The sequence below is a fragment of the Auritidibacter ignavus genome (genome assembly GCF_029853775.1).
Lineage (GTDB): Bacteria > Actinomycetota > Actinomycetes > Actinomycetales > Micrococcaceae > Auritidibacter > Auritidibacter ignavus.
Map to the genome: position 1 here is coordinate 465,951 of NZ_CP122564.1, position 25,111 is coordinate 491,061.

Below are 25,111 nucleotides of genomic sequence, written 5' to 3' on the forward strand. Positions count from 1 at the left end.
CGGATGGTTTTTAGTGCTTGTGATACAGCTGTGTTTTGCGCTGATACTTTGGCTCGGAGGTGACTTGCATCCCCAGGGACCGGAAGATGCCCTCATCCACCGAGCCCAGAATAGTCGTGGTGTGTACATCGCAGCCACGCAGATTCTTGATCTGGTCAATGGCTCGGGCTGCCGTGGGATTGGAAGCGGCCGAGACCGATAGCGCAATGAGCACCTCATCGGTATGCAGACGCGGGTTCTTCGAACCTAAGTGCTGGGTTTTCAGGGTCTGGATCGGCTCAATCGACTCAGGAGACAGCAGGTGTTGGTGATCGTCAATGCCGGCCAAGTACTTCAGTGCGTTAAGCAACATCGCCGCGGAACACCCCAACAGCGGTGAGGTCTTGCCGGTAATAATCTTGCCGTCGGCGACTTGCATGGCGCTGGCCGGCTGGCCGCTCTTCTCAGCCCGCTCCAGGGCAGGTGCGACCACCACGCGGTCATGAGGCTCCACCCCGGCTTTGGCCATCACAATCCGAATCCGGGATGATACGGTGTCGTCGATATCGGCTTTGAATTCATCGACCTTGGCCTTATACCAGCGCCGGATGATCTCTTGTTGAGCGGCGTGCTGGCAGGCGAGATCGTTACTGATGCACCGACCGGCCATATTCACGCCCATATCGGTGGGCGACTGATAGGGCGATGTTCCCGAGAGCTTTTCCAGCATCGCCTTTAGCAGGGGGAAGACCTCGACGTCGCGGTTATAACTGGTCACCTTTTCGTCATAGGCGGTCAAGTGATACGGGTCGATCACGTTAATATCGTCGAGGTCGGCGGTAGCGGCCTCATAGGCGAGGTTAACCGGGTGTTCTAGGGGGAGGTTCCAGATCGGGAAGGTTTCAAACTTGGCATAGCCGGCGACGACACCTCGTTGGTACTCGTGATAGATCTGCGATAGCGAGGTCGCCAATTTGCCAGACCCCGGTCCCGGTGCGGTGACGACCACCAGGTCTCGGGTCGTTTCGGCGAATTCGTCCTGTCCGAATCCTTCGTCGGAAATCACCCGGGACGTGTCATTGGGGTATCCGGGAATGGTGAAGTGGTGCGAGACCTGCAGTCCGGCATTGCCGAGGCGACGAGAGAAGTCTTTCGCGAGGGCATTATCGTCTGAATATTGTGTAATCACGACGTTCTGCACCAGGAATCCGCGTTCGCGAAACACGTCGATGAGCCGTAGCACATCTTCTTCATAGGTAATGCCTAAATCGGCACGAATCTTCTGACCTTGGATATCGAAAGCATTGACACAGATGAGGATTTCCAGCTCATCGCGGAGCTGATGGAGCATCGAGATCTTATTGTCCGGGGTGAAACCGGGAAGGACTCGGGAAGCGTGGAAATCATCGAAGAGCTTCCCACCCATTTCGAGGTAGAGTTTGCCGCCGATCTTCTCGCGACGTTCGATAATATAGCGTGACTGTAACTCAATGTAGCGTTGCGGGTCGAAACCGTGAGGGTGAATGGTGGATGGCTCTGGAGCAACGAATTCACGCAGTGTGGTCATGTCTGTCCATTCAAGCACCTTCTGCTGGGACAAACCTGACACCCCGCCGCGTGATGTGAGATTAGCCGGTGAGTTGAGCAGTAGCGAGGATGAGGCCAGACGGCGAGGACTATTCTTGCCCCGGTGGATAGGTGAGAATGAGGAAGACAGTTATGAACGCAACAACGGCATGGCCGGCGATTGTGGAGTATGTCAGACAGGATCCCGAGGCTCGTTTTCCCCGGTTACTGGCCCTGGATATGGACGGGACCCTGCTGGACGGGGCCAAGAGAATTCCGGATTCGTTCTGGTCATTAGCCCAGGATCTACATCGGGCGGGATGTCAGGTGGTGCCCAGCTCGGGGCGCCAGCTGGCGACCTTGTCAGAGATGTTTGCTTCAGACGAAACGATCAGCGACTTCGTGGCGGAAAACGGTGCTGTGGTCGCCAGTCAAGGCCAGGTTATCGCCACCCAATCGTGGAACAAGCCCACGGTGATGGCCACATTAGGGGCGATCACCGCTGCCACGACCGGACTAGACCGGGTAGGGGTGGTGGTCTGTTCAGCTGCGGAAGCGCTCATTCGCCAGGTTGATCCGTCCCTGTTCGAGGCCATTCAGGCCTATTACCGGAGCCTGCGGTATGACGATGAGCTGGTGAGCGCCGTCGGTCGTGCAGAGTTTGACGTCGTGAAGATGGCCGTCTACATTCCCGACGCGGATCAATACCAACGGTTCCTGAGGAGTCTCGAAGAGCATGCCGCAAATACTGAGCAACTCGCCACTGTCGATATCGTGCGCTCGGGACGCCAATGGGTTGACATCATGGATTCCCGCGTCAGTAAAGCCACGGGGTTGTCCGCTTTGGGAAAGCATCACGAGGTCTCACTACAAGACTGCATGGCCGTGGGAGATTACCTCAATGATCTGCAGATGCTTAAAGGCGTTGGCACCTCGGTCGTGGTCGCTAATGCTCATCCTGAGGTATTCGAGGTGGCAGATTTTGCGATTGGCGCCAATACAGATCACGGAGTGATTGCCTTGATGGAAGCACTCGTGGAATACGCGCCTTAGACCTGACATCGACAGGCCGAGTACGCCAGACGCTCGGTCTGCGTCAGCTCTCATGGTGGTGGTCGTTTCAGGGCTCCTGCACGACTCATAGTTATATTCTGGCGATCTTCACCACCGGCGCCCCTTAGACACAATCCCTAGTGGTTTTCCGTTATGGAGTCCACTAGGGATTGTGTTTTGTCAGATTACGACGCGCGACACGCGGGGTGAGATAAGAAACTTTTTGGCGATTTTTGGGTGGACAACCTCATGCACACGTTGTGGATACCCTGCGTGGTGTTGAGTCAGAAGCGCGCGTTCGTGCGGATGCGCAACTGCTGTTCATCTGCCATTCACCCTCATGTTCTGTGGACAAGCCTGTGGAGGAGTTACAGGCATGTAATCCACAGGATATTGTGGTTGCTTGCAAAGCTCATCCCTAGATGTAGTATTAAACAAGATCGATCGCCACAACGTACATGACCTGGCAGATCGAATAAAGAGACCAAGAACCCCGGATTGGTTGTCAAGCGTTGCTTTGAAAAAACCGTCCTTGTTTTTCAGGAGATAGATCATGAGCGTGACCGTTTACAGCAAGCCAGCCTGCGTTCAGTGCAACGCTACCTACCGTGCCCTGGATAAGAAGGGTATCGAGTACAAGGTGGTCGACATGTCTGAAGACATCGAGGCACTGGAGCAGGTGCGTGCACTGGGCTACATGCAGGCTCCTGTCGTGATGACCGAAGGTGACCACTGGTCAGGTTTCCGTCCCGACAAGATTGCTGAGCTTGGCCAGCAGCAGGCCACCACTGTCGCCTAACACCTTTTTCTGTCAGGAGGGAGTCACGAGATGAGCACCGCGGTCGCAGATCGTTCATTTATTCGCTCCCCAGAACAGCAGCAGCTGCAGACCACCAATGCTCGGCTGATCTATTTTTCATCGGCGTCAGGCTACACCCACCATTTCGTGGAAAAACTTCAGCTACCAGCTGGGGTAACCGCCCGGTTGCCGTTGATGACCAAAGAACCCACCCTCGAAGCACAACAACCTTTTGTGCTGTTGCTTCCCACTTATGGTGGGGGAGACGGTCGCGGGGCCGTCCCCAAACAGGTCATCAAATTCCTCAACCTCAAAAAAAACCGGGACCTACTTCAAGGCGTGATCGGTTCTGGAAATACCAATTTTTACGATGCTTATTGCCTGGGTGCCGACATCATCTCCGCCAAGACCCAGGTACCGGTAATGTACAGGTTTGAACTGATGGGCACCGCCTCCGACGTTGCCCGCGTTAAAGAAGGATTGGAAGAATTTTGGCAACAGCAGTCACGGAACAAGAATTGATTCAGTCCGCTAAATCGATGCCCGAAGCATGGCAGAACATGGGCTACCACGAGCTGAACGCCATGCTCAATCTCTACGGGCCCGACGGCAAGATCCAGTTTGAGGCCGATCACGCTGCTGCTCGACAGTACTTCTTACAGCACGTCAATAAGAATACTGTCTTCTTTCACAGCACCGATGAGAAGATTAAGTACCTCATTGAGCACGACTACTATGAGCCAGAGACTTTCGAGCAATACTCGAAAGAATTTATTGACTCACTTTTCGACCGTGCCTACGCATATAAGTTCCGTTTTCCCTCCTTCTTGGGAGCGTTTAAGTTCTACACCTCTTATGCGCTGAAGACCTTCGACGGCGAACGCTACCTGGAGCGCTATGAAGACCGTGTGGTGATGAACGCACTCTACCTGGGCCGTGGCGATGAACAACTAGCCACTAATCTGCTGGATGAAATCATCGGCGGACGGTTCCAGCCTGCCACCCCAACCTTCTTGAACGCGGGGAAGAAACAGCGGGGCGAACTAGTGTCGTGCTTTTTGCTACGGGTTGAAGACAATATGGAATCTATCGCCCGTGGCATCAACTCCTCACTGCAGCTGTCCAAGCGTGGTGGTGGCGTGGCACTGTCGCTGACCAACTTGCGTGAAAACGGCGCACCGATCAAGCACATCGAGAACCAGTCCTCGGGCGTGGTCCCGGTCATGAAGCTACTGGAGGACTCCTTCTCCTACGCCAACCAGCTCGGTGCCCGTCAGGGGGCCGGGGCCGTATACCTGCACGCCCACCACCCCGACATCAACCGGTTCCTCGACACCAAGCGCGAAAATGCTGATGAGAAGATCCGGATCAAGACCCTATCTTTGGGAGTGGTGATCCCTGATATCACCTTTGAACTGGCTAAGAAGAACGAGGCCATGTACTTGTTCAGTCCCTATGACGTTGAGCGGGTTTACGGTAAGCCGTTTAGCGATATCTCGGTAACGGAAAAGTACTACGAGATGGTCGATGATCCTCGGATCCGCAAGACCAAAATCAACGCTCGTGATTTTTTCCAGACGCTAGCGGAAATCCAGTTCGAATCGGGCTACCCCTACATCGTTTTTGAAGACACGGTCAACAGGGCCAACCCGATCAAGGGTCGGATCACCATGTCGAATCTGTGCTCAGAGATCCTGCAGGTCTCGGAAGCCTCCACCTACGCCGAGAACCTCGACTACGAGTTCGTGGGCAAGGACATCTCGTGCAATCTCGGATCAATGAACATTGCCAAAGCTATGGACTCCGGAGACCTGGGTGGCTCGGTGGAGACCGCGATCCGGGCGCTGACTGCTGTGTCGGATCTGTCCAACATTGCTTCGGTGCCTTCGATTGCCAAAGGCAATGCCTCCTCGCATGCCATCGGTCTGGGGCAGATGAACCTGCACGGTTATCTCGGACGCGAACACATCCACTACGGCTCCGAAGAAGGCCTGGACTTCACCAACATGTATTTCTACACGGTGCTGTACCACGCGTTGCGGGCCTCCAACAAGATCGCGATCGAAACCGGAGAACGTTTTGGAGGATTCGAGGACTCGGACTACGCCTCCGGAGTGTTCTTCGATAAGTACACCGACCAGGCGTGGCAGCCAGCGACCGAACGGGTCGCTCAGCTATTTGCCGACAGTGGCATTGACATCCCGACCCAGGATGACTGGCGGGAACTGAAGGACTCGGTGATGACCCACGGGATCTACAACCAGAACCTACAGGCCGTCCCACCGACAGGTTCGATCTCCTACATCAATAACTCGACCTCCTCGATTCACCCGATCGCGTCCAAGATCGAGATTCGTAAAGAAGGCAAGCTGGGTCGTGTCTACTACCCGGCTCCCTACTTGAATAACGACAACTTGGAGTACTTCGAGGATGCCTACGAGGTCGGATACCAAAAGATCATCGACACCTACGCCGCTGCGACCCAGCATGTGGACCAAGGGCTCTCTCTGACACTGTTCTTCAAAGACACCGCCACGACCCGCGATGTCAACAAGGCTCAGATCTACGCCTGGACCCACGGCATCAAGACCATGTACTACATTCGGATTCGCCAGCTGGCGTTGGAAGGAACTGAAGTCGAAGGTTGCGTATCGTGCATGCTGTAGGGTCGTGAGCGGATTCGTTCCGCACTTGTCTCCCTACTCCGTGACGATCTGCTCCAAAGGACACCAAGGACATCATGACACCTGAAGAAGTCAAAGCACGGTTCACGAACTTTCAGGCCATTAACTGGAACGATATAGAAGACGAAAAAGACCTGGAGGTCTGGAATCGTCTGACCTCGAACTTCTGGTTGCCTGAAAAAGTTCCGCTCTCCAACGACCTACAGTCGTGGGCGCGAATGACCGACCAAGAAAAAGACGTGACCATGAAGATCTTTGCGGGTCTGACCCTGCTCGATACCATTCAGGGCACGATTGGTGCGGTCTCGCTGATGCCGGACTCGCTGACTCCGCATGAAGAAGCGGTATACACCAATATCTGTTTCATGGAATCAGTTCACGCCAAGTCCTACTCCTCGATTTTTTCGACCTTGGCCTCCACGGACGCCATTGACCAGGTGTTTCGCTGGGCCGGGGACGAACCCACGTTGCAGTACAAGGCCTCCCAGGTGGTCGAACACTACGAAGGCGATGACCCCCAGAAGCGCAAGATTGCCTCCACGATGCTGGAATCCTTCTTGTTCTACTCCGGATTCTACTGGCCGATGTACCTGTCCTCCCAAGCACGTTTGACCAACACCGCAGACTTGATCCGACTGATCATCCGTGACGAGGCCGTGCACGGGTACTACATCGGGTACAAATATCAACGCAACCTGGTCAACGATAGCCCGGAGCGCCAGGCAGAGCTGAAGGAATTTACCTTCGACCTGCTGCAAGATCTCTACGACAACGAAGTTACCTACACCCACGACATCTACGATCAGTTGGGATTGGCTGAAGACGTCAAGAAGTTCTTGCACTACAACGCCAATAAAGCCCTGATGAACCTCGGTTACGAGGCCATGTTCCCGGATACCCTCACCGATGTGAACCCGGCGATCCTCTCGGCGTTGAGCCCGAATGCTGATGAGAACCATGACTTCTTCTCCGGTTCTGGTTCTTCCTACGTGATTGGTAAAGCTGAGGAAACCGAAGACGACGACTGGGACTTCTAACTAATACTTCACGCCACCACGATAGCTCAGCCCCGCAGAAACCTGCGGGGCTGAGCTATGTTAGCTCCACGTCGAGAAGCAACGCCAAAGAGTCAAACAGATTGACAGGACGACTCTTTGAGAGTCATTCGGTCCCTTCGGGAGTGTGTGACCTCATATTTGTGGTGAAAAAGTGGTTAGATAGCGGTTATGGCTGAAGAAACACACTCCACACCACACGCATATTTCGTTCGATCCGGGGCAACCGAGTTCACTGAGGGAACTCGGATTTCATATTTCACCTCAACAGAACATGCCACTGGATCCTGGCAAGACGATGAACTGCACATGGCTGCTGTGTCTGGCCTGGTCGCCGCGGAACTGGAGGCCTATGAACCGCGTGAGAACTTCACCACCTCACGTATCAGTTTCGATATTCTCGGCAAGCTTCATGCCGGCGAAGTGAAGGTCACCACCCGCAACATTCGCCCCGGTCGCACTATCGAGCTGGTTCAGTCCACTGTGGAGGCCCAAGGCCGTGCGGTACTGACTGCGCGGACCTGGCGACTCATTTCCTCTGATACGTCCCGGGCGCACCGTCTGCATGATGACACACTTCTCGCTCCGATTGATCAGTGTTCCCCGGATGCCGGCTTCAATAAGCGGTGGGCTGGGGGACTGGTGGCCTCCATTCAATCTCGGGCAGCAGACGATCACGCGCCGGGACACGGTCGGATCTGGGCCAATACGGAGATTCCCATGATCCTGGATGAGCCAACCAGCCCGTTCGCGCACGCGATCGGGATGATCGATATCGCCAACGGGTTGGCACCAGCAGTCGAGCCCTATCACGACGAGGTCTATTTCGCCAACGTTGACCTGAGCATCCACCTGATGCGCGAACCCTCTGAGGACTGGCTGGGGATGGCCACCTCGGTGTCGTTGGGCGATAACGGTCTGGGGATTACCTCCACGGTGCTTTCCGACAGCAAAGGATATCTCGGGCGTGCCGAACAGTCACTGTCGGTACGTGATATGAGGGCCTAACATGCATGCCTATCGTTGTGGCCGGTGGCCCGACAGGTCTCCGGCCACTGCTGAATAAGCGCTTGTGATTGGTTTTCGCGATAATCTTTAGTATCCGCGATCAATCCATTCCTGCAGGTGTGGTTTGACGGTGCCGATGGTGCTGGACTCACCGTGACCGGTCAATACCCGCGTGGATTCAGGCAACTCCAACAACACCTCGGAAATCGATTTAATGATGGCGTCAAAGCTGGTGTAGGACCGTCCTCCGGTAGCACCGGGCCCCCCAGCAAAAAGTGTGTCACCGGTGAAGACCGCGCCCTGCCCATCTTCCAGCTCCGCAGAATAGAAACAGGTGGATCCGGGCGAGTGACCGGGGGTTTCAAACGCTGTTAAGGTGACACCAGCAATCGTGAAAGTATCTCCGTCCTGAATAGATCCGTCGGGACCTTGGACGGGGTAGACCGCGTCCCAGAGCATCCGGTCTTCAGCATTGAGCAAAACCGGGGCATCGACGAAATCACGAACTGTGAGAGCTTCGGAAATATGGTCATCGTGACCGTGCGTGAGCAGGATAGCGGCGACGTTGCGACCTTGGACTGCCTGATGGACAGCATTGGCATCGTGCGCTGGATCGATGATGATGCACTCGGTCGAGTTACCGACGATCCATACATTGTTGTCGACCTGATGGGTTTCGCCATCGAGACTAAAAGTTCCTGACGTTTCGAGGTGGTCAATGCGGGCTGTCATGGTCGGTTCTCCTTCGGACCGCTCAACGGTCGGTATCGGGTAATCAGAGGTTTTGGAGCACAAAGTGTCGCAACGAAACTGGATGTTAGAGCTCGACAACCGAGCGGAGGACATCGCCCGCGTGCATCTTTTTGAAAGCACCATTGATGTCATCGAGACCAATTCGTTCGGTGACAAAAGCATTGAGATCTAGGCGCCCCAGCCGGTACTGGTTAACAAGCATCGGGAAATCTCGAGACGGCAAGCAATCGCCATACCAGGACGATTTGAGAGCGCCACCATGAGAGAAGACATCCTGGAAGGGAAGGGTGATCTCCATGTCTGGGCGTGGTACACCGACCAAGACCACGCGACCGGCCAAGTCACGGGAGTAGAAGGCTTGTTTATAGGTTTCAGGGTGACCGACTGCCTCAATGACGACATCGGCTCCGAACCCACCGGTCAGCTCTTGGATGGCAGCTACCGGATCGGTATTTTTCGAGTTGACCGTTTCCGTGGCACCAAACTGCTTCGCCTGCTCGAGTTTCCGATCTTCGATATCGACGGCGATGATCGTGGTAGCTCCGGCCAATTGTGCCCCGGCAATAGCGGCCATGCCGACACCACCGCAACCGATGACTGCCACAGCTTCCCCTCGTTTGATCTCGCCAGTATTGATGGCAGCACCGATACCTGCCATGACGCCACAACCCAGCAGTCCTACGGCAGCGTCAGAAGACTCTGGGACTTCATCGATTTTGGTGCACTGACCGGCGGCAACAAGGGTTTTCTCGGCAAAGGACCCGATACCCAGGGCTGCTTCGAGTTCGGTCCCGTCCTCCAGAGTCATTTTCTGGGTGGCGTTGTGGGTATTGAAACAGTACTTCAGATCACCCTTACGGCACGCGCGGCATTCACCGCAGACAGCTCGCCAGTTCAGAATGACCTTATCGCCGACAGCAACTTCGGTAACGCCTTCCCCAATTTCGGAGACGACAGCGGTGGACTCGTGGCCGAGAAGATACGGATAATTATCGCCTACGCCACCGGAGACATAACTGTAATCGGTATGGCAGACGCCGCAGGTTTTGACATCGACGACGACTTCACCGGGCCCAGGATGGGGGACCACGATGGTTTCAATGGAGACCGGGTCATCTTGGGATTTAACAACCGCTGCTTTGACGTGGTGGGACATCAGGGAAACACACGCTCCTCAATTGACGAAAGCTCAGTGTTGTGAGAGGGAATTTTCCCTTGCTCTCCATCTCATCACAGTTCGGCACCGAAATATAAGAGTTTGTTTATTATTGCTACCGCAAGCTGTGATCAGTCCTTCACCATGAACGCTTGAGCAGCTCGTGGCATACTGGCACCATGTGCGGACGATTTGTGATGGCTCGAGCGATCGGCGACTTAGTTGCAGCCGCAGGGGCTCACACCCCGGAAGAACAGCTAGAACTCCGTGAAGACTACAACGTGGCTCCGACCAAGGACGTAGCGATTGTCGTGGAGCGACCGGTCGAGGCAACGTCCGAAAACGCGGACGATTCCGGCGGACACGTGCGCCGGGAGGTTCATCTGGCACACTGGGGTCTGGTCCCTGGCTGGGCGAAGGATCTGTCCTTTGGGTCCAGAACGTTCAATGCCAGATCAGAAACGGTGGTCACCAAACCAAGTTTTCGTGCTGCCGTTCGATCCCAACGTTGCGCGGTTCCGGTCGATGGATACTACGAGTGGAAAAAGCTTCCCGGTACCACTGCACGAGGCACCCAGAAAAAACAGCCCTATTATGTGAGCCGCAAAGACGGTGCCCCGATCTTTTTTGCTGGGTTATACGAATGGTGGGCTGACCCTGAAATAGCCACCGATGATCCGCGTGGCTGGGTGCTGTCTACCACGATCCTCACCGGGGCTTCTCCGGAACCCGGTAGTAGCCCCGAGGTCCTCGACGAGCTAGCGGGACTGCATGATCGGTTTCCGTTGCCCATGAATCAGTTGACCATGGACCACTGGCTGGCGCCGGAGAAATTGACCAATGCTGATCAGGCCCAAGCTCTGGTCGATACCGTGGTTGCACAAGCCTACGACACAGCGGGCGACCAGTGGCAGATGCACCCGGTCTCGACCGCGGTCGGCAATGTGCGCAACAACGGCCCCGAACTGACTAAACCGGTCGAGACGCAACATCTTCCAGGACTCTAAGATCCTTCGCTTGGTCGCACACCCTCTTTTATCTACCAATCAAATGTTCTTATCTTGTCCCTGGTAGCCCGATAAGTTCAGTTGCAGTTAGAACGAATGTTCTCTTAGACTGGTGGTCATGATCGGCCTTCCCAACGATCATGTGCTTCCCATTTCTGCATATTTGGCCTGAGAACCAGGCTGATTGATTGGAAGTATGGTGAAAGAAGGCATCATCATGGGGTTGTTAACTCAATCTGTTCGGGTCGTGTGCACCACGGCCGGCATGCCCTTACATCTGCATCTCAAGGGCCGAAACTATACCGTGGTCGCTGAACCACAGCGTTGGTTTCAACGTTGCCGCTGGTGGTCCCAACAATCACGTTTTGTCGCTGGTAGGGGCCAAGGGATGATCGATCACGAAGTATGGCGCCTACAGATCAGACCCGCTATATCTTCGTCCACGCAACCGGTGATGACCGTGGATGTCTCCCATCATCTGGACTCCGGGCTGTGGAGGCTCATTAAGGTTCACGATGGTGCCCAGCTTGCCGAACGGGAAACCGCTTAGGGATGGGCATCCGGCATACCTCGCCGTTTCCCCATCTGAATGTTTCCAGCTCGTATAGTACGCACTACGGTGTGTCCTGGCCAGAAGATTTAGTGGCTGCAGCAGCTGCTGATGGGGCAGAAATTCTAGGGCTCACAGACCGTGATGGGCTCTACGGGATGGCAAAGCACCTCCGCGCATGTCTTGATCACGGGATTGCACCTGTGGTGGGAGTTAACCTAGCGGTCGCTGGAGATCATCCTGCACCGAAACCAGGCCGTATCCCACGCCATCGGTTAGGACGCCTCACTATTTTGGCAGCCGGTCATCATGAGGCCGGGTCATGCTCCTCACCTCATATGGGTGCTGGCTACCGTGCGCTGGTACGGCTGATCTCTCAGGCCCATGCACACACGCTGGGCGGAACCAGCGGGGGAGCCCCCTACATCACCGTCACAGAGCTGGCTGATGCCATGGGAGGCGGCTACTCTACTACGGCACCGGCACCGGATCTCTATGTTCTGCTGGGTCCAGAATCACCGGTCGGTCGCGCCTTTGCCCAACGGCGTTACCACGACGGGCGGAAGTTGCTACGTCAATGGCGAAATATCCTGCCACACGGTGGGCTGTGGATTGAGGTTGTCAGCCATCTAGCTCCGCCGGGGCAACGACTCTCAACCTCACACGCGGTGAAGTTTTTACGGGTTGCCGAAGACCTGGGACTTCCCTCGGTGCTCACCAATGCGGTGCGCTATGTTAGCCCCGATCAAGCAGCCACCGCCGATGTGCTGGATGCGGCCCGTAGCTTGACCAGTTTAGATCAGTTACACGATCTTCAGCCCACTGGCCAAGGGTGGCTGAAAAGCTCCGCACAGATGCACCAGCTGGCTGGCGAAATATCGCATCAGGCAGGTACCGGTCTGAGCGGAGCCCGTCAGCTGATCACCCGTACCCAAGAGCTGGCTCGCCGGTGTGTGCTGGATCCTCGAACCGATCTTGGATGGGGACAACCCAGGGTGCCAGAAACCGGGGTGATCGGTCTGAGCGCAGATCCCGGACGTGAACTCACGCAACGTTGTCGGGCCGGACTTACTCAACGCTTTCCCGGAGTGCCGGAACATTCCCGCCACGGAATTCAGCTGTCCCATCGCCTGCAACACGAGCTGAACATCATCCAGGACTTGGATTTTTCCAGCTATTTTCTCACCGTGGCAGAAGTGGTTGCCATGATTGAGAACATGGGAGTGCGTGCCTCGGCCCGTGGCTCGGGTGCGTCCTCGCTGGTCAATTACGTTTTACGTATCTCAGATGTCGACCCCATCGAACACGAGCTGATCTTTGAACGGTTCCTCTCTCAAGATCGGTCGACTCTGCCCGATATTGATATCGACGTCGAATCTGCCCGACGCCACGAGATCTACCGAGCGATCTTTGATCGCTTCGGTGACTCACGCACCACGTTAATGAGCATGCAAAACGGGTACCGAGTTCGCGGGGCGATCCGTGATGCTGGACGTGCCCTGGGCATGGAAGAACACGACGTCGATGCCATTGCCCAACAGATGTGGCGGTTTTCAGCCTCACATTTTCGAGAAGCCATGGAGACTATGCCAGAACTAGCAGAGTTCTCCCACCGGTTACAGGCCCAACGGAGCTTGGGCAATCACCAGCTGGACTTACTAGTTGATATCACCGAACGCCTCGACCGGTTGCCACGACACATCTCCATGCACCCCTGCGGGGTGATCCTCTCCGATTCCACCCTGCTCGATCGCACCCCGGTGCAACCTTCCGGGATCGATTTGCCCATGAGTCAGTTTGATAAACACGACATGGACTCGATGGGGCTGTTGAAACTGGATGTGCTGGGAGTGCGCATGCAGTCCACCATCGCCTACACGCTCCAGCAGATCCAGGAATCCACCGGGGAAGTCATCGACCTCGAACACGTCAGCCGCGATGATCGCGCTACCTTCGACATGATCGGTAGTACCCACACCCTCGGATGTTTCCAAATTGAATCACCGGGCCAGCGTGAGCTGATCGGCAAACTGGAACCCCGAAACCTCAATGACCTGATCATTGATATCTCGTTATTTCGCCCCGGCCCCATGAAATCCGACATGGTGAGGCCTTTCCTTGATTTCCGCAACGGAGATGCCCCGGCGCACTATCCTCACCCGGCGCTACAAGGGATTCTGGAAGAGACCCACGGGGTCACGGTATTCCATGAACAAATTCTGCGCACCCTGGATACACTGACCGGTTGCGGACTGGCCCGAGCCGATGAGCTACGTCGTCAACTCGGCTCGGAGCAACAAGACAAGGTTGAATCCTATTTTCGTTCCCGGGCACACCAACGAGGTTGGGACCGCGCAGTCATCGACGAGGTGTGGAATACCCTGGCAGCTTTCGGGTCATTTGGGTTCTGTAAAGCACACGGGGCAGCCTTCGCGGTGCCGACCTACCATTCAGCCTGGCTAAAAACCCATTACCCCGAAGCCTTTATGGCTGCAGTACTCGAACACGACCCCGGTATGTATCCGCAACGTGTGATGGTCGCCGAAGCCCGCCGGTTGGGTATCCCGGTGCTTCCGGTCGATATTAACCGGTCCACTGAGCACATGCACCTGGAATGGGTGCCCGACCAAAAGCGTTGGGGCATCCGGCTGTCGCTGACGACGGTCTCGGGCATGAGCGCGACCGAACGAAAACGTCTCCTCGCGGCACGACCCTATACCACCCTGGCTGATGTGCGCGATCGCTCCGGACTCCATCGCCGGACCTTAGAACACTTAGCACAGCTCGGTGCTCTCGATGCTCTGATCACCCCGCACGGGCTGTCGCGGACCGATCTGGTGCACTATCTGCAACACCAACATGCCCGACAAGACTCTGCCACAGGAGACCTGTCGGGCCGTCGAGTCCGCAAACCGTCGCGTCAAATTCCCGGGCAACTGGCCTTTGAACTTCCCGACACCGAGCTGTCGAGCCTGCCGGCACTGTTTCCTGCTCCGACGGTAACCGAACAGGTTGCGACCGAATTAGATCTCACCGCCTTGGATACCACCGCGCACCTGATGCAATCCCACTACCCGTATCTGAATGCTCTGGGCGTGACCCCAGCTGACAAACTGTTGAGCCTGCGCACTCAATCTCGCGTGTTGGTTGCTGGAGTTAGAGTTGCTACTCAAACTCCGCCGATGCGTAGCGGACGTCGGGTGGTGTTTATCTCTGTCGATGACGGGACCGGACTCGTTGACACCACGTTCTTTACTGAGGCCCAACATAACTCCGGCAACCTGCTGTTTGGTTCCCGTCTCTTGCTCATTGAAGGTACGACACGTAGAACCGGTCGCCGAGCGGTCAATGTGCAGGCTGTTCGGGCTTGGGACCTCCATGACCGGCAACGTCTGCCCGACCCGGACTACTTAGACAAAACCCGAGAGCAATGGGCCGCCTGGTTAGACCGTGACCGCAAGCTTCCGCCGCTGAAGGTCATACCCCACCATGCCCGGCCCATTCCCGTTCCAGATCCCGAGACGTGGGAACCCACGCCCCTTGACAGCACTCCACAACCATGATCTCAGGACACAAACAAAAACGAAGGGACCACCATGTACCTGAGCACACCAGATCAACCCATTAGCCTGGCTGCTCCCAAAAACATCGTCTACGCATTCCAGCAGGCCTGGAATCAACACGACGACCACCACTTAGCCAAACTGTTTGTTGCTGACGCCTCATTCGTTAGTGACACCGGATTGTGGTGGACAGGCCACGACGAGATTCAGCGAGCTCACGCGGAAGACTTTCAGGGCCCCCTGCGGGCGGCAAGCATCATCGTCGGCCGGGTCGAACTACGCATGCTGGGCGACCGCCACGCCATGGTCCAGGCCCGCGTCACCATGACCGGACACCACGATCGCACAGTACCGGCTGATCACCCCCGTCGCATGATCATGAGTTTCGTCCTCGCCCGAACAACGCATTCCTCACCGGAGTCAGCGACCACCGGTGGAGCACACTGGCGTATCGTCTCCGCGCACCAGACTGATCTCACCACTCATGGTCTCGCAGCTTGTGTCGATGCCGGCCCTACTGGGCTCTAACGGGAATACTGTTGTCTTATGATGAAGACTTCATGGCTGGTCTTGACCGCCGGACTAATGCTGACGGTGACCTTGGCAGGCTGCTCGAACGATTCCCAGGAGCCGGAGGAGCCCGCGAGCCCAGAATCAGCCACCACTGCCTCAACTCCGAGTCCGTCACAGACGGTTATGGACAGGCCATCAAACACGTTAAAGCCGGGCGAGAAAACGCTGACTGACAGCAACAGTCCGTCAGCAACCGACCAGGACACGTCAGGGGATCAGCCACCGCTGAGCTCCGGTGTTCAGGAATCTGAGGGATTCCCGGACTCTTCCCAGGGTGACGGCCTGTATGCCACCGGTGTGCGGTCAGCGGTCCACGAGGGGTATGACCGCATTGTCATCGACCACGCCGGGAGCGGAACACCGGCCTATCGGGCTGAATACACCGATCACCCACTGGCTCCAGGTATTGGGGAACCCATTCCGGGAGCCGAGGAGTCTTCCGGCACCTATTTAGAAATCAATCTCACCGGCATGGCCTCCCACGATCAGGTTGACGAAGCCCAGGCGCTACAGAACGGGCATCGGGTGACCTCCCTGGATGCCCAAGTGGCCCAAGATGTGGTGACCTACTTACCCTGGGAGGCCACCTCGACCTATTACATTGGCGTGGACCAACAACGTCAGTACCGCGTGCAGGTTCTCGAAAATCCCAGTCGCGTGGTGATTGACCTCGCCCATGACTGACAACACTCAGCGAAATAGGGGAGAACCCGGGGTCAGGCGTAGAATGTGCTGTGGTTGTTTGGTGGTCCCGTATGCCATCAAAAGCTCAACCTGACATCAAGGAGGAACAGGCCTGTGGCCGAAATGAACCAAATCACGATCACCGTTGATGGCGAACAACGTGCGGTGGGCGCAGAGACAACCGGTACCGAACTCTTCGTCGATCAAAAAACCACGGTGGTCATGAAAGTCAATGGCGCATTGCAGGACCTGTCCCGCACCATTCCCGATGGTGCCGACGTGGTGGCTGTGGACATCACCGACCCTGAAGGTCTCGAGGTATTGCGTCACTCGACCGCACACGTGCTGGCCCAGGCCGTTCAAGAGCTGTATCCCAATGCAAAGCTGGGTATTGGCCCCTACATTACCGACGGGTTCTACTACGATTTTGACGTCGAGGAACCTTTTACCCCAGAAAACCTGAAGGCTCTGGAAAAGAAAATGCTGAAAATTGTCAACCAGACTCAGCATTTCCGTCGCCGTGAAGTCACCGAAGCGCAAGCCCGCGAAGAGCTGGCTCACGAGCCCTATAAACTCCAGTTGCTCGACAAACAGCACGAAGCCGATACCACCGGCGAAGGCGCCTCAGTAGAGATTGGCGCCGGCGAAATCACCATCTACGACAACATCGATCACCATGGTGAAACCGTCTGGAAAGATCTCTGCCGTGGACCGCATGTGCCGACCACCAAGCTGATCTCCAATGCTTTCGCCCTGACCCGCGCCGCTGGCGCGTACTGGCTGGGGAATGAGAAGAATAAGCAGCTACAACGCATCTACGGTACCGCTTGGCCGACCAAACAGGATCTGAAAGCCTACCAGGAACGCGTGGCTGAAGCCGAGCGTCGTGACCATCGTAAACTCGGTGCCGAACTAGACCTGTTCTCTTTCCCCGATGAGCTCGGTTCCGGTCTTCCGGTCTTCCACCCCAAGGGCGGAATTATTCGTAAGGAAATGGAAGACTATTCTCGGACCCGCCACGAAGAAGCCGGCTACGAGTTCGTCTATACCCCGCATATCACCAAACAGCACCTGTATGAAGTGTCCGGCCACCTGGACTGGTATGCCGAGGGGATGTTCCCGCCGATGCATGTCGATGAAGAGCGGGACCCAGAGACCGGCGACGTCACTCGCCAGGGCCAAAACTACTACCTGAAGCCGATGAACTGCCCGATGCACAACTTGATCTTTGCCTCTCGTGGCCGGTCCTATCGTGAACTGCCGTTGCGGTTATTTGAGTTCGGGTCGGTCTATCGCTATGAGAAATCCGGTGTCGTGCACGGTCTGACCCGCGTGCGCGGGATGACACAGGATGACGCGCACATCTACTGCACCCGCGAACAGATGAAAGACGAGCTGTCCAATACCCTGAAGTTTGTGCTGGACTTGCTGAAGGACTACGGGCTCGACGACTTCTATTTGGAACTGTCGACTAAGGACCCCGAGAAGTTCGTGGGATCGGACGAGATTTGGGAAGAAGCCACCCGCACCCTGGCCGAAGTGGCCACCGACTCCGGTCTGGAACTGGTTGACGATCCGGGTGGGGCTGCCTTCTATGGACCGAAGGTCTCCGTCCAGGCTCGCGATGCCATCGGACGCACCTGGCAGATGTCGACCATCCAGCTGGATTTCAATCTGCCGGAACGTTTCGACCTGGAATACCAGGCAGCCGACGGCACCCGGCAGCGTCCGGTGATGATCCACCGCGCGCTGTTCGGCTCGATTGAACGCTTCCTTGGCGTGCTCACCGAACACTACGCGGGTGCTTTCCCCGTCTGGTTAGCTCCCGAACAAGTCATTGCCATCCCGGTTGCGGAGGCATTCAATGACTACTTGGACACCATTGTGCAACGGTTGCGCGAGCGCGGTATTCGGGTGCGATTGGATGATTCCACCGACCGATTCCCGAAGAAGATCCGCACCGCCTCGAAGCAGAAAGTTCCCTTCGTGCTGATTGCCGGGGGAGAAGACCAAGAAGCCGGTGCGGTCTCCTTCCGGTATCGGGACGGTTCCCAGGACAACGGGGTGCCGATCGATCAAGCCATTGAACGCATTGTGCAGGCGGTGGAGACTAAAGAGCAGGTTTAAATCATGACGGATAACCAACAGACTCCTCACCCAGAAGACGCCGAGGTGACCGATGGCTTTGAGCTGCCGGGAACCCCGGACCGGCTCGATCGGTTGTGGACCCCACACCGGATGGCCTACGTCAAGCGTGGCCAGGGACAAGTCAAGGATGAAGCAAGCTGTCCGTTCTGTGCTGGCCCCTCACGTAGCGATGAGGACTCCTTGATTGTCACCCGGGGTGAGCATTGTTATGTGTTGATGAACCTCTATCCCTATAACCCCGGGCACCTGTTGGTGTGTCCGTACCGTCATGTTCCTGACTACACGGACCTAACCATCGAAGAGACTGCCGAATTCGGACGTCTCAGCCAGATTGGCATGGTCGTGCTCCGACGGGTTTCACGAGCCCAGGGGTATAACCTGGGGATGAACCAGGGCAAGGTCGGCGGTGCCGGGATTGCGGCCCACCTGCATCAGCACATTGTCCCGCGGTTTGGCGGAGACGGGAACTTTATGCCCATTATCGCCCAGACTAAAGCACTGACGCAGACTCTGGCAGAAATGCGCGAGCTCATCGCCGAGGATTGGCCGGAGGCGACCCAAGAATTTGACCACCACCAGTCGCAGTCCGGTCACCAGACCGATGCCGCTGACCGTTCACAATGAGGCGCTATGACTACTTACACCCCTGCCGAGGACGAATCCACGCAGAACCCCCTGAGCCTGGGCGAGATGTTCTTGCTGTTATGCATCGATGATCGTGGAAAATTGTTGGCTTCCAAAAACATGGTGTCGTTGGCCTTGGCCGGAGCTGAATTAGCGGACCTTACCCGCCGTGGCCTGCTGACTGTCACGCAGGACCTGGTCATCCAATCAGAAGAGTTTTCTGGAAGTGACACGCCGCTGGCGCGAATATCCCAGGTCCTAGAGGATTCCCCTGAGAATCAGGACGCCGAACAGTGGATCTACCGGTTCGGTCGTACCGCGCTGTTCGATGCGGTGTTGGCTCAGCTCGAAGAACGGCAGATGGTCGAAGAGCTCAACAAAAAAATATTGGGCATTTGGCCCTGCACCCGGTACCGGAAGTGGGGTGCGTTCGAGAACGTCGACATTGTGACGGTGCTTCGCGGAGCGTTATTTGAAAATGAGCCTGTGGATCTCACCACCTGGCCGGTGCTGGCGCTGATGAACATGACCGGCATCTTAGACCAGGTCTTCCCGAACTTCAGCGCCGATACGGTCTCGCGCGTGCTGTATACCCGCCCGGGCATGACGCAGACCTCCGTGACTGAATCTGTTGCCGAGGTGTTGCAAGCTACCGAAAATGTCCTGGCAGAACACCTCACGGCAACCCGTGGCGGGGCCTCCGGTTTGCCCGGCACCCGTGACTTGCGTGGCAAGGACTAAGAAGCACCAACTGCCACAGACCGTGAGGAGACCAAGGTTGGCTTTTAGGTGAGCTGTTCGGTGATATTACGCTTGATGCGACCCAAGAGCGCGCTCATGCCACGCAAACGCAAGGGTGTGAGTGCCTTAGTCAGACCCAGCTGGCTGGCCATATCATCGGGCACGGCCAGAATTTCGGAGGCTTTGAAACCGGAAATCCCCTGAAGGACCACTGAGGCGAAACCGCGGGTCGTGGGTGCCTCCGCTGGCGCGGAAATCACCAGAGTCACCTCGGGGTCTTCTCCCTTACCGGTTTCAACCGCCAAAAATAGTGGGGTCTGGCACTCTACAACCTGTTCCATCTCGTCCTCGTGCCCGGCGTATTTTTCCGGAACCTCCGGCAACTCCTCGGAGAATTCAAAAAGTAATTCCAGACGGTCTGCCTCGGGAACGGCCTGAAAATCGTCGATGATCTCCTGTAGCGGGGCGGGATAGGTTGCGGTCATAACACCCTTTCAGCAACGAAGGACCTGCCGGCGCTGATCTGGGCCACCGGCACCGCTCCATTCTACGCCGATGGCACCTGTCATCCTAACGACAACAGGTGCCATCACTGTGGGCTGAGCAGACCAGATCCGGTTCTGAATCTGACCTAGTGCGACCGTGGGTCGGTGCCGGGTTCTTCGCCTTCTACAATCGGCACACCCACCGAGTTACCCCACTCTGTCCAGGAGCCGTCGTAGTTCCGCACCGAATCGTAGCCGAGTAGGTACTTCAGCACGAACCAGGTGTGGGAAGAACGCTCACCAATACGGCAGTAGGCAATCACATCATCGGTATCACCGAGTTCAGCCTGCTGGGTGTAGATCTCGCGAAGTTCCTCGACCGATTTGAAGGTTCCATCCTCGCGGGCTGCCGAGGCCCACGGCACCGACTGCGCGGTAGGAATGTGTCCACCGCGCAGGGTTCCTTCTTGCGGGTAGCCGGCCATGTGGGTGGTCTCTCCGGTGTATTCAGCGAAGGAGCGCACATCGATCAGGGGGCGATGGCCAATATGGTTGAGCACCTGGGATTGTACCGCACGGTTGGTGGTATCGTCGCGGTCCACAACCGGGTACTCGACGGCGCTGACATCAGGCTTCTCCTGGGTGATTTCGCGTCCTTCGGCAATCCACTTATCCCGTCCACCATTCATCAACCGAGTGTCTGGGTGACCGAAGAGCGTGAATACCCACAGTGCGTAGGCAGCCCACCAGTTGGACTTATCGCCGTAGAACACCACGGTGGTGTCGCGGTCGATCCCTTTGGAACCGACCACCTCGGCGAACTGTTCTGGCGACGCGAAGTCACGAGTCACCGGGTCATTAAGTTCGGTGTGCCAGTCAATTTTGACCGCGCCAGGGATGTGGCCGGTGGAGTACAACAGCGTGTCTTCATTGGACTCCAAGATCACCACGTTGGGATCATCTTTGTGCTGGGCAACCCACGCGGTGGAGACCAATTTTTCCGGGTGGGCGTATTCACTGGACTCGACCGGGGGAGTGTTTTGTGTCTCGCTCATCGTGGTTGCACCTTTCCGTTGGGGTCATTGACTCACGTCACTGTGTGGGTTTAACCCTAATCTTCGACGATGGTCGATGGCAGGGCCCCGGGGGTGTTTGCGTCATACAAAGTCATAGGATGCAGGTGCGCTCGTCGGGACGAAACAGGATGTCTTCTGGCAGATGTATCGGGGCGAGAAGTTTTCGGGGTAGTGTCGTGACAGGAAACTTCACTGGTTTCTTCTCATCATCGTTTCCTACCAGAAGGGCCTGTTCCTCGTGACCGAGATTGTCCGCTTGGCCGAACGTCAACCCCAGGTATCTGCCGAACAACTGCTGGCAGGATTCCACCCCTCCTATCGCTTTGGTGAGGTGTCGTTCGAGACTTACATTCCTGATGATCGGTATCCATCTCAGGCTGAAGCGGTCAGTCGTCTGAAAAAATTCGCCGAGTCCATCTCCGGTTCCGGTTCGAACACCTCCGGAGGGTTCCTCGGTTTATTTGGGAAGAAAAAGAAGAAGGACAACCAGCCTGCCGGCCTGTACCTTGACGGTGGTTTCGGTGTAGGGAAAACCCACCTGTTGGCCTCACTGTGGCATGCGGCCGGAGGCGACCATAAAGCATTCGGTACCTTTGTGGAGTACACGAACCTGGTCGGGGCACTAACCTTTAGCAAAACCGTTGAGGTGCTCAAACAGTACTCACTGGTGTGCATCGACGAGTTCGAACTCGATGATCCCGGCGATACCGTGCTGATGTCGCGTCTGATGCGTGAGCTGGCCGATGCCGGGGTGAAACTGGCGGCTACATCCAATACTTTGCCAGGTGCACTCGGAGAAGGACGCTTCGCTGCCCAAGACTTCAAACGGGAGATTCAGGTATTGTCCTCTCAATTTGAAGTGGTCCGCATTGACGGTGAAGACTACCGCCACCGCGGTCTGGAAGAAGCCCCCGACCCGGTGGAGGATGACAAGATTGAACACCTGGCCCAGGAGAACTTCCCCGAAGCCCACGTCGTGGCGGTCGACGATTTCGCAGCGTTGATGAAAAACCTCTCACAGGTTCATCCCTCCCGTTATCGCGAATTGGTCAAGGATATCGACGTGCTGGTGCTCCACGACGTGGAGACCATTACCGAGCAGGCGATGGCCCTGCGGTTCGTGGTGCTGGCCGACAGACTCTACGATAAGGACGTTCCGGTTATCGCCTCCGGTGTGCCATTCGACCAGCTGTTCACCGAGGAGATGATGAACGGCGGGTACCTGAAGAAATATTTCCGAACGGTCTCGCGCATGACCGCGTTAGCACGGGAAGGTGTGCTCGGCCAAACCGAAGCAAAGTAGACCCGGTTTCGGCACCGGCGGGGGTTGCAGAGACAAAAGCAGGCTGGTCACGATCTCGCGTGACCAGCCTGGTGTTGGAGCGGATGACGAGATTCGAACTCGCGACCCCCACCTTGGCAAGGTGGTGCTCTAGCCAGCTGAGCTACATCCGCATGAACCATGCACCGGTTCAGTGCGCGATACTGGACTCGAACCAGTGACCTCTTCCGTGTCGAGGAAGCGCGCTAACCAACTGCGCCAATCGCGCTCAGATGCCGTGGCCATCGACCACAGTATCAGAACTTGAACACTCCCCATACTACTGGGTTACCACCCTGTCCGGGGGAGCATCTGAGGTGGGGACGGGAGTCGAACCCGCGTAGACGGCTTTGCAGGCCGCTGCCTCACCACTCGGCCACCCCACCAGGGTGCTTGTTCTGCGAGCGGATGACGAGATTCGAACTCGCGACCCCCACCTTGGCAAGGTGGTGCTCTAGCCAGCTGAGCTACATCCGCATCAGAAAACCGCGTCCGGAGCCCCGGGGGCGATTTCCAACGAGTTGAAACTCTATTACACAAACTCACGATTCGTCCAATCGAGCACCAGTGGCGGTGTGTCGTGAGCGGGATCCTGCGGTGTTTAGCCCCCAACAGACACCTTCGTATGCCACCGTGAGCCCGCAATGATGCGGCAGACCGAGAAAGGACGCGTGAGTGTCGTGTGATCAAGCGCTCATGGGCACCACTGCACCAGGGCGCGATCGTCACGACTCAATCTGGAGCTGTCGGTGGTCATCGGCGACAATGGTGACTATGACTCAACCCCTGTTGGCGCATCAAACACCTGCCGGACGTATGTATGCCCGAAGTACCCGGGATGCTCCCCAAGTTCCGTCCATCACCACGGTCATTGCGCAACAGCCAGCTGACCTGACCGGTTGGGCCAGCTATATGGCCACCCAGGCACTGATCACAGATACCCGATTGCCACAGGCGCTTGGCTCCGGGCCCAAACTCAAAGCGCTCGCTCGACACGCCAATGAGGCCGCCAGCCAGTACCGCGACCAGGCAGCCGAACGTGGTGACCGGGTGCACTACTATGCAGAACAGGTGGCCCGCGCACAGCTGGGTCAATCTCATCAGGTGCCACAGGCTCGTCAACTGCTGGTCGAGCACGCAGAGACTGCTTTCGCGGACCGGTTCGATGAGTGGTGGGAAAACTATCAGGTCCGCGCTCTGGCCGCTGAAGTCACGGTGTGGAATCACACGGTCGGTTATGCCGGGACGTTGGATCTGGTGGCCGAAATTGGTGGCCGGATCTGCTTGATTGACTACAAAACCAAAGGCACGACCCGTGATGGGCGGGTGAAGCCACTGGATGAAAAAGTGGTCATGCAATTGACCGCCGGCATGAAAGCCGAAGAATCCTTACGTGATGCCGACCAGGGTAGCTGGGTGCCCTGGGAATTTGGGCATGACGCGGTGCTGTTGGCGGTGGCCCTGGGCGAAACCGAAGCAGTGGCCTATCAAGCCCGCCCCGAGGTGCTGGCCGATCACTGGCGCAAATTCTGGTCACTGCGTCAAGCCTGGGAGTACGCCCGCGTGGTGGAGAACACTCCTCCTGCGCTACGACCCATTGCCCCGCCGGCGAGGGCGCGCTAGGCCGTGCGCCCAGATCGGGATAGGGTGGCCTGGTGACTGTTTTAGCTTTACGCACGGTACCAGACCCGGTCCTGAAGACTACCTGCCGAGAGGTTGATTCGGCTCGTTTCGGAACCGACAAACTACGACGTTTGATCACAGACATGATGGAAACGATGCAGGCGGTCGATGGTGTCGGGTTAGCCGGCCCCCAGGTCGGGGTCAGCCAATCGTTATTCGTCTTCGACGTGGAGGGTCGGCAAGGTCACGTCATCAATCCTGTCCTCGAGGTCAGCGGTGACGTATTGTACGAGCCGTCGGAAGGTTGCCTGTCGGTACCGGGACTGTTCTACGCGCCACCCCGGCGCGCAGAAGCGACAGTAACCGGACTCAATACTGAAGGCCAGGCAGTGACCTACCACGGGCACGGCTTGTTCGCGCGGATGCTTCAGCACGAAACCGATCATCTGACCGGTCACCTGTTTGTGGATCGTCTGCAGGGCGAACAACGGCATCAGGCGCGCCGGGCGATGAATACCAAACAGTTCAAGGCTGACACCGCCCAGACCCAGCATCAACGGGCCGAGCAGATCGGCTCGGCGTTTATGCGCGAGGGTCACTCCGCCGGCCTGCACTTGGCCCCGAGCCTGAAGCAACATACCCCCGGAGGAAAACGAGGCTAGG

21 protein-coding genes and 4 tRNA genes are annotated in these 25,111 nt (G+C 56.8%); 16 read left to right on the plus strand and 9 right to left on the minus strand.

The window, feature by feature from the left end; genetic code table 11:
- Positions 1-10 precede the first annotated feature (10 nt).
- A complete protein-coding gene (locus QDX22_RS02055) occupies positions 11-1,546 on the minus strand; it encodes a DUF1846 domain-containing protein (RefSeq protein ID WP_110101010.1) in 1,536 nt (511 codons plus the stop codon).
- Between the two features lie 152 nt (positions 1,547-1,698).
- Here QDX22_RS02055 and QDX22_RS02060 point away from each other — a divergent pair, with 152 nt between their 5' ends.
- From QDX22_RS02060 to QDX22_RS02085, 6 genes are all read left to right on the plus strand, one after another.
- Positions 1,699-2,598: an HAD family hydrolase gene (locus QDX22_RS02060; RefSeq protein WP_158524745.1), complete on the plus strand. Its 900-nt coding sequence runs from the start codon at positions 1,699-1,701 to the stop codon at positions 2,596-2,598.
- A gap of 553 nt (positions 2,599-3,151) precedes the next feature.
- Entirely contained in the window at positions 3,152-3,397 is a 246-nt protein-coding gene (nrdH, locus tag QDX22_RS02065; protein ID WP_110101012.1) for a glutaredoxin-like protein NrdH, read from the plus strand.
- Between the two features lie 30 nt (positions 3,398-3,427).
- Positions 3,428-3,919 carry a class Ib ribonucleoside-diphosphate reductase assembly flavoprotein NrdI gene (gene nrdI / locus QDX22_RS02070; RefSeq protein ID WP_110101013.1) on the plus strand — a complete coding sequence of 164 codons (492 nt, stop codon included), beginning with the start codon at positions 3,428-3,430 and terminating at the stop codon, positions 3,917-3,919.
- Between the two features lie 17 nt (positions 3,920-3,936).
- On the plus strand, positions 3,937-6,063 hold the full coding sequence (gene nrdE / locus QDX22_RS02075) for a class 1b ribonucleoside-diphosphate reductase subunit alpha (protein ID WP_110101014.1): 2,127 nt from the start codon (positions 3,937-3,939) through the stop codon (positions 6,061-6,063).
- Positions 6,064-6,137: 74 nt separating this feature from the next.
- The gene (nrdF, locus tag QDX22_RS02080; protein ID WP_110101015.1) at positions 6,138-7,118 is read left to right on the plus strand and encodes a class 1b ribonucleoside-diphosphate reductase subunit beta; all 981 of its coding nucleotides are present in this window, start codon (positions 6,138-6,140) and stop codon (positions 7,116-7,118) included.
- A gap of 189 nt (positions 7,119-7,307) precedes the next feature.
- Positions 7,308-8,144 carry a thioesterase family protein gene (locus QDX22_RS02085; RefSeq protein WP_110101016.1) on the plus strand — a complete coding sequence of 279 codons (837 nt, stop codon included), beginning with the start codon at positions 7,308-7,310 and terminating at the stop codon, positions 8,142-8,144.
- A gap of 87 nt (positions 8,145-8,231) precedes the next feature.
- Here QDX22_RS02085 and QDX22_RS02090 read toward each other — a convergent pair whose 3' ends face one another.
- Together QDX22_RS02090 and QDX22_RS02095 are read right to left on the minus strand one after the other, a co-directional pair.
- Positions 8,232-8,876: an MBL fold metallo-hydrolase gene (locus QDX22_RS02090; RefSeq protein ID WP_110098236.1), complete on the minus strand. Its 645-nt coding sequence runs from the start codon at positions 8,874-8,876 to the stop codon at positions 8,232-8,234.
- Positions 8,877-8,961: 85 nt separating this feature from the next.
- The gene (locus QDX22_RS02095; protein WP_110101017.1) at positions 8,962-10,053 is read right to left on the minus strand and encodes an S-(hydroxymethyl)mycothiol dehydrogenase; all 1,092 of its coding nucleotides are present in this window, start codon (positions 10,051-10,053) and stop codon (positions 8,962-8,964) included.
- A gap of 179 nt (positions 10,054-10,232) precedes the next feature.
- Here QDX22_RS02095 and QDX22_RS02100 point away from each other — a divergent pair, with 179 nt between their 5' ends.
- The 7 genes from QDX22_RS02100 (at position 10,233) to QDX22_RS02130 (ending at position 19,943) form a co-directional block, all read left to right on the plus strand.
- Complete coding sequence (locus QDX22_RS02100) at positions 10,233-11,060, plus strand: SOS response-associated peptidase (protein WP_110101018.1); 828 nt, start codon at positions 10,233-10,235, stop codon at positions 11,058-11,060.
- A gap of 552 nt (positions 11,061-11,612) precedes the next feature.
- Positions 11,613-15,173 (plus strand): DNA polymerase III subunit alpha, encoded by a 3,561-nt coding sequence (locus QDX22_RS02105; protein ID WP_110101019.1) that lies wholly within the window; start codon positions 11,613-11,615, stop codon positions 15,171-15,173.
- A gap of 33 nt (positions 15,174-15,206) precedes the next feature.
- Positions 15,207-15,701 carry a YybH family protein gene (locus QDX22_RS02110; protein WP_110101020.1) on the plus strand — a complete coding sequence of 165 codons (495 nt, stop codon included), beginning with the start codon at positions 15,207-15,209 and terminating at the stop codon, positions 15,699-15,701.
- 168 nt (positions 15,702-15,869) lie between these two features.
- Positions 15,870-16,430 carry an AMIN-like domain-containing (lipo)protein gene (locus tag QDX22_RS02115; protein ID WP_146206426.1) on the plus strand — a complete coding sequence of 187 codons (561 nt, stop codon included), beginning with the start codon at positions 15,870-15,872 and terminating at the stop codon, positions 16,428-16,430.
- Between the two features lie 123 nt (positions 16,431-16,553).
- Positions 16,554-18,557: a threonine--tRNA ligase gene (gene thrS, locus QDX22_RS02120; RefSeq protein WP_208392110.1), complete on the plus strand. Its 2,004-nt coding sequence runs from the start codon at positions 16,554-16,556 to the stop codon at positions 18,555-18,557.
- 3 nt (positions 18,558-18,560) lie between these two features.
- On the plus strand, positions 18,561-19,202 hold the full coding sequence (locus tag QDX22_RS02125; protein ID WP_110098243.1) for an HIT family protein: 642 nt from the start codon (positions 18,561-18,563) through the stop codon (positions 19,200-19,202).
- Between the two features lie 6 nt (positions 19,203-19,208).
- Complete coding sequence (locus QDX22_RS02130; RefSeq protein ID WP_110098244.1) at positions 19,209-19,943, plus strand: GOLPH3/VPS74 family protein; 735 nt, start codon at positions 19,209-19,211, stop codon at positions 19,941-19,943.
- 44 nt (positions 19,944-19,987) lie between these two features.
- Here the strand turns inward: QDX22_RS02130 and QDX22_RS02135 are convergent, their stop codons facing one another.
- Together QDX22_RS02135 and QDX22_RS02140 are read right to left on the minus strand one after the other, a co-directional pair.
- Complete coding sequence (locus QDX22_RS02135) at positions 19,988-20,428, minus strand: SufE family protein (RefSeq protein ID WP_110098245.1); 441 nt, start codon at positions 20,426-20,428, stop codon at positions 19,988-19,990.
- A 146-nt stretch (positions 20,429-20,574) separates the two neighbouring features.
- Positions 20,575-21,483, minus strand: coding sequence for a sulfurtransferase (locus tag QDX22_RS02140; RefSeq protein ID WP_110098246.1), 909 nt, complete (start codon positions 21,481-21,483; stop codon positions 20,575-20,577).
- Positions 21,484-21,742: 259 nt separating this feature from the next.
- Here QDX22_RS02140 and zapE point away from each other — a divergent pair, with 259 nt between their 5' ends.
- Positions 21,743-22,807, plus strand: coding sequence for a cell division protein ZapE (zapE, locus tag QDX22_RS02145; protein ID WP_110101022.1), 1,065 nt, complete (start codon positions 21,743-21,745; stop codon positions 22,805-22,807).
- 75 nt (positions 22,808-22,882) lie between these two features.
- Here the strand turns inward: zapE and QDX22_RS02150 are convergent.
- The 4 genes from QDX22_RS02150 to QDX22_RS02165 form a co-directional block, all read right to left on the minus strand.
- Positions 22,883-22,959, minus strand: a tRNA-Gly gene (locus QDX22_RS02150).
- A gap of 21 nt (positions 22,960-22,980) precedes the next feature.
- Positions 22,981-23,054: transfer RNA gene (locus tag QDX22_RS02155), tRNA-Val, on the minus strand.
- An 86-nt stretch (positions 23,055-23,140) separates the two neighbouring features.
- Positions 23,141-23,211: transfer RNA gene (locus QDX22_RS02160), tRNA-Cys, on the minus strand.
- Between the two features lie 17 nt (positions 23,212-23,228).
- Positions 23,229-23,302: transfer RNA gene (locus QDX22_RS02165), tRNA-Gly, on the minus strand.
- A gap of 297 nt (positions 23,303-23,599) precedes the next feature.
- On the opposite strand from QDX22_RS02165, the gene QDX22_RS02170 reads away from it, so the two are divergent.
- Positions 23,600-24,448, plus strand: a complete 849-nt coding sequence (locus tag QDX22_RS02170) for a cytochrome (protein ID WP_110101023.1) — start codon at positions 23,600-23,602, stop codon at positions 24,446-24,448.
- 32 nt (positions 24,449-24,480) lie between these two features.
- Positions 24,481-25,110, plus strand: coding sequence for a peptide deformylase (def, locus tag QDX22_RS02175; RefSeq protein ID WP_110101024.1), 630 nt, complete (start codon positions 24,481-24,483; stop codon positions 25,108-25,110).
- The last annotated feature ends 1 nt before the right edge of the window (position 25,111 follow it).

Excerpts from the sequence above, each read along its gene's own strand:
- QDX22_RS02085 (WP_110101016.1), top strand. The coding sequence starts at position 7,308 with ATGGCTGAAGAAACACACTCCACACCACACGCATATTTCGTTCGATCC.
- QDX22_RS02140 (WP_110098246.1), bottom strand. The coding sequence starts at position 21,483 with ATGAGCGAGACACAAAACACTCCCCCGGTCGAGTCCAGTGAATACGCC.
- QDX22_RS02130 (WP_110098244.1), top strand. The coding sequence starts at position 19,209 with ATGACTACTTACACCCCTGCCGAGGACGAATCCACGCAGAACCCCCTG.
- QDX22_RS02110 (WP_110101020.1), top strand. The coding sequence starts at position 15,207 with ATGTACCTGAGCACACCAGATCAACCCATTAGCCTGGCTGCTCCCAAA.
- nrdF (WP_110101015.1), top strand. The coding sequence starts at position 6,138 with ATGACACCTGAAGAAGTCAAAGCACGGTTCACGAACTTTCAGGCCATT.
- QDX22_RS02095 (WP_110101017.1), bottom strand. The coding sequence starts at position 10,053 with ATGTCCCACCACGTCAAAGCAGCGGTTGTTAAATCCCAAGATGACCCG.
- nrdH (WP_110101012.1), top strand. The coding sequence starts at position 3,152 with ATGAGCGTGACCGTTTACAGCAAGCCAGCCTGCGTTCAGTGCAACGCT.
- QDX22_RS02100 (WP_110101018.1), top strand. The coding sequence starts at position 10,233 with ATGTGCGGACGATTTGTGATGGCTCGAGCGATCGGCGACTTAGTTGCA.
- thrS (WP_208392110.1), top strand. The coding sequence starts at position 16,554 with ATGAACCAAATCACGATCACCGTTGATGGCGAACAACGTGCGGTGGGC.
- QDX22_RS02055 (WP_110101010.1), bottom strand. The coding sequence starts at position 1,546 with ATGACCACACTGCGTGAATTCGTTGCTCCAGAGCCATCCACCATTCAC.
- QDX22_RS02090 (WP_110098236.1), bottom strand. The coding sequence starts at position 8,876 with ATGACAGCCCGCATTGACCACCTCGAAACGTCAGGAACTTTTAGTCTC.
- QDX22_RS02060 (WP_158524745.1), top strand. The coding sequence starts at position 1,699 with ATGAACGCAACAACGGCATGGCCGGCGATTGTGGAGTATGTCAGACAG.
- QDX22_RS02105 (WP_110101019.1), top strand. The coding sequence starts at position 11,613 with ATGGGCATCCGGCATACCTCGCCGTTTCCCCATCTGAATGTTTCCAGC.
- nrdE (WP_110101014.1), top strand. The coding sequence starts at position 3,937 with ATGCCCGAAGCATGGCAGAACATGGGCTACCACGAGCTGAACGCCATG.
- QDX22_RS02115 (WP_146206426.1), top strand. The coding sequence starts at position 15,870 with ATGGACAGGCCATCAAACACGTTAAAGCCGGGCGAGAAAACGCTGACT.
- QDX22_RS02125 (WP_110098243.1), top strand. The coding sequence starts at position 18,561 with ATGACGGATAACCAACAGACTCCTCACCCAGAAGACGCCGAGGTGACC.
- QDX22_RS02170 (WP_110101023.1), top strand. The coding sequence starts at position 23,600 with ATGACTCAACCCCTGTTGGCGCATCAAACACCTGCCGGACGTATGTAT.
- QDX22_RS02135 (WP_110098245.1), bottom strand. The coding sequence starts at position 20,428 with ATGACCGCAACCTATCCCGCCCCGCTACAGGAGATCATCGACGATTTT.
- nrdI (WP_110101013.1), top strand. The coding sequence starts at position 3,428 with ATGAGCACCGCGGTCGCAGATCGTTCATTTATTCGCTCCCCAGAACAG.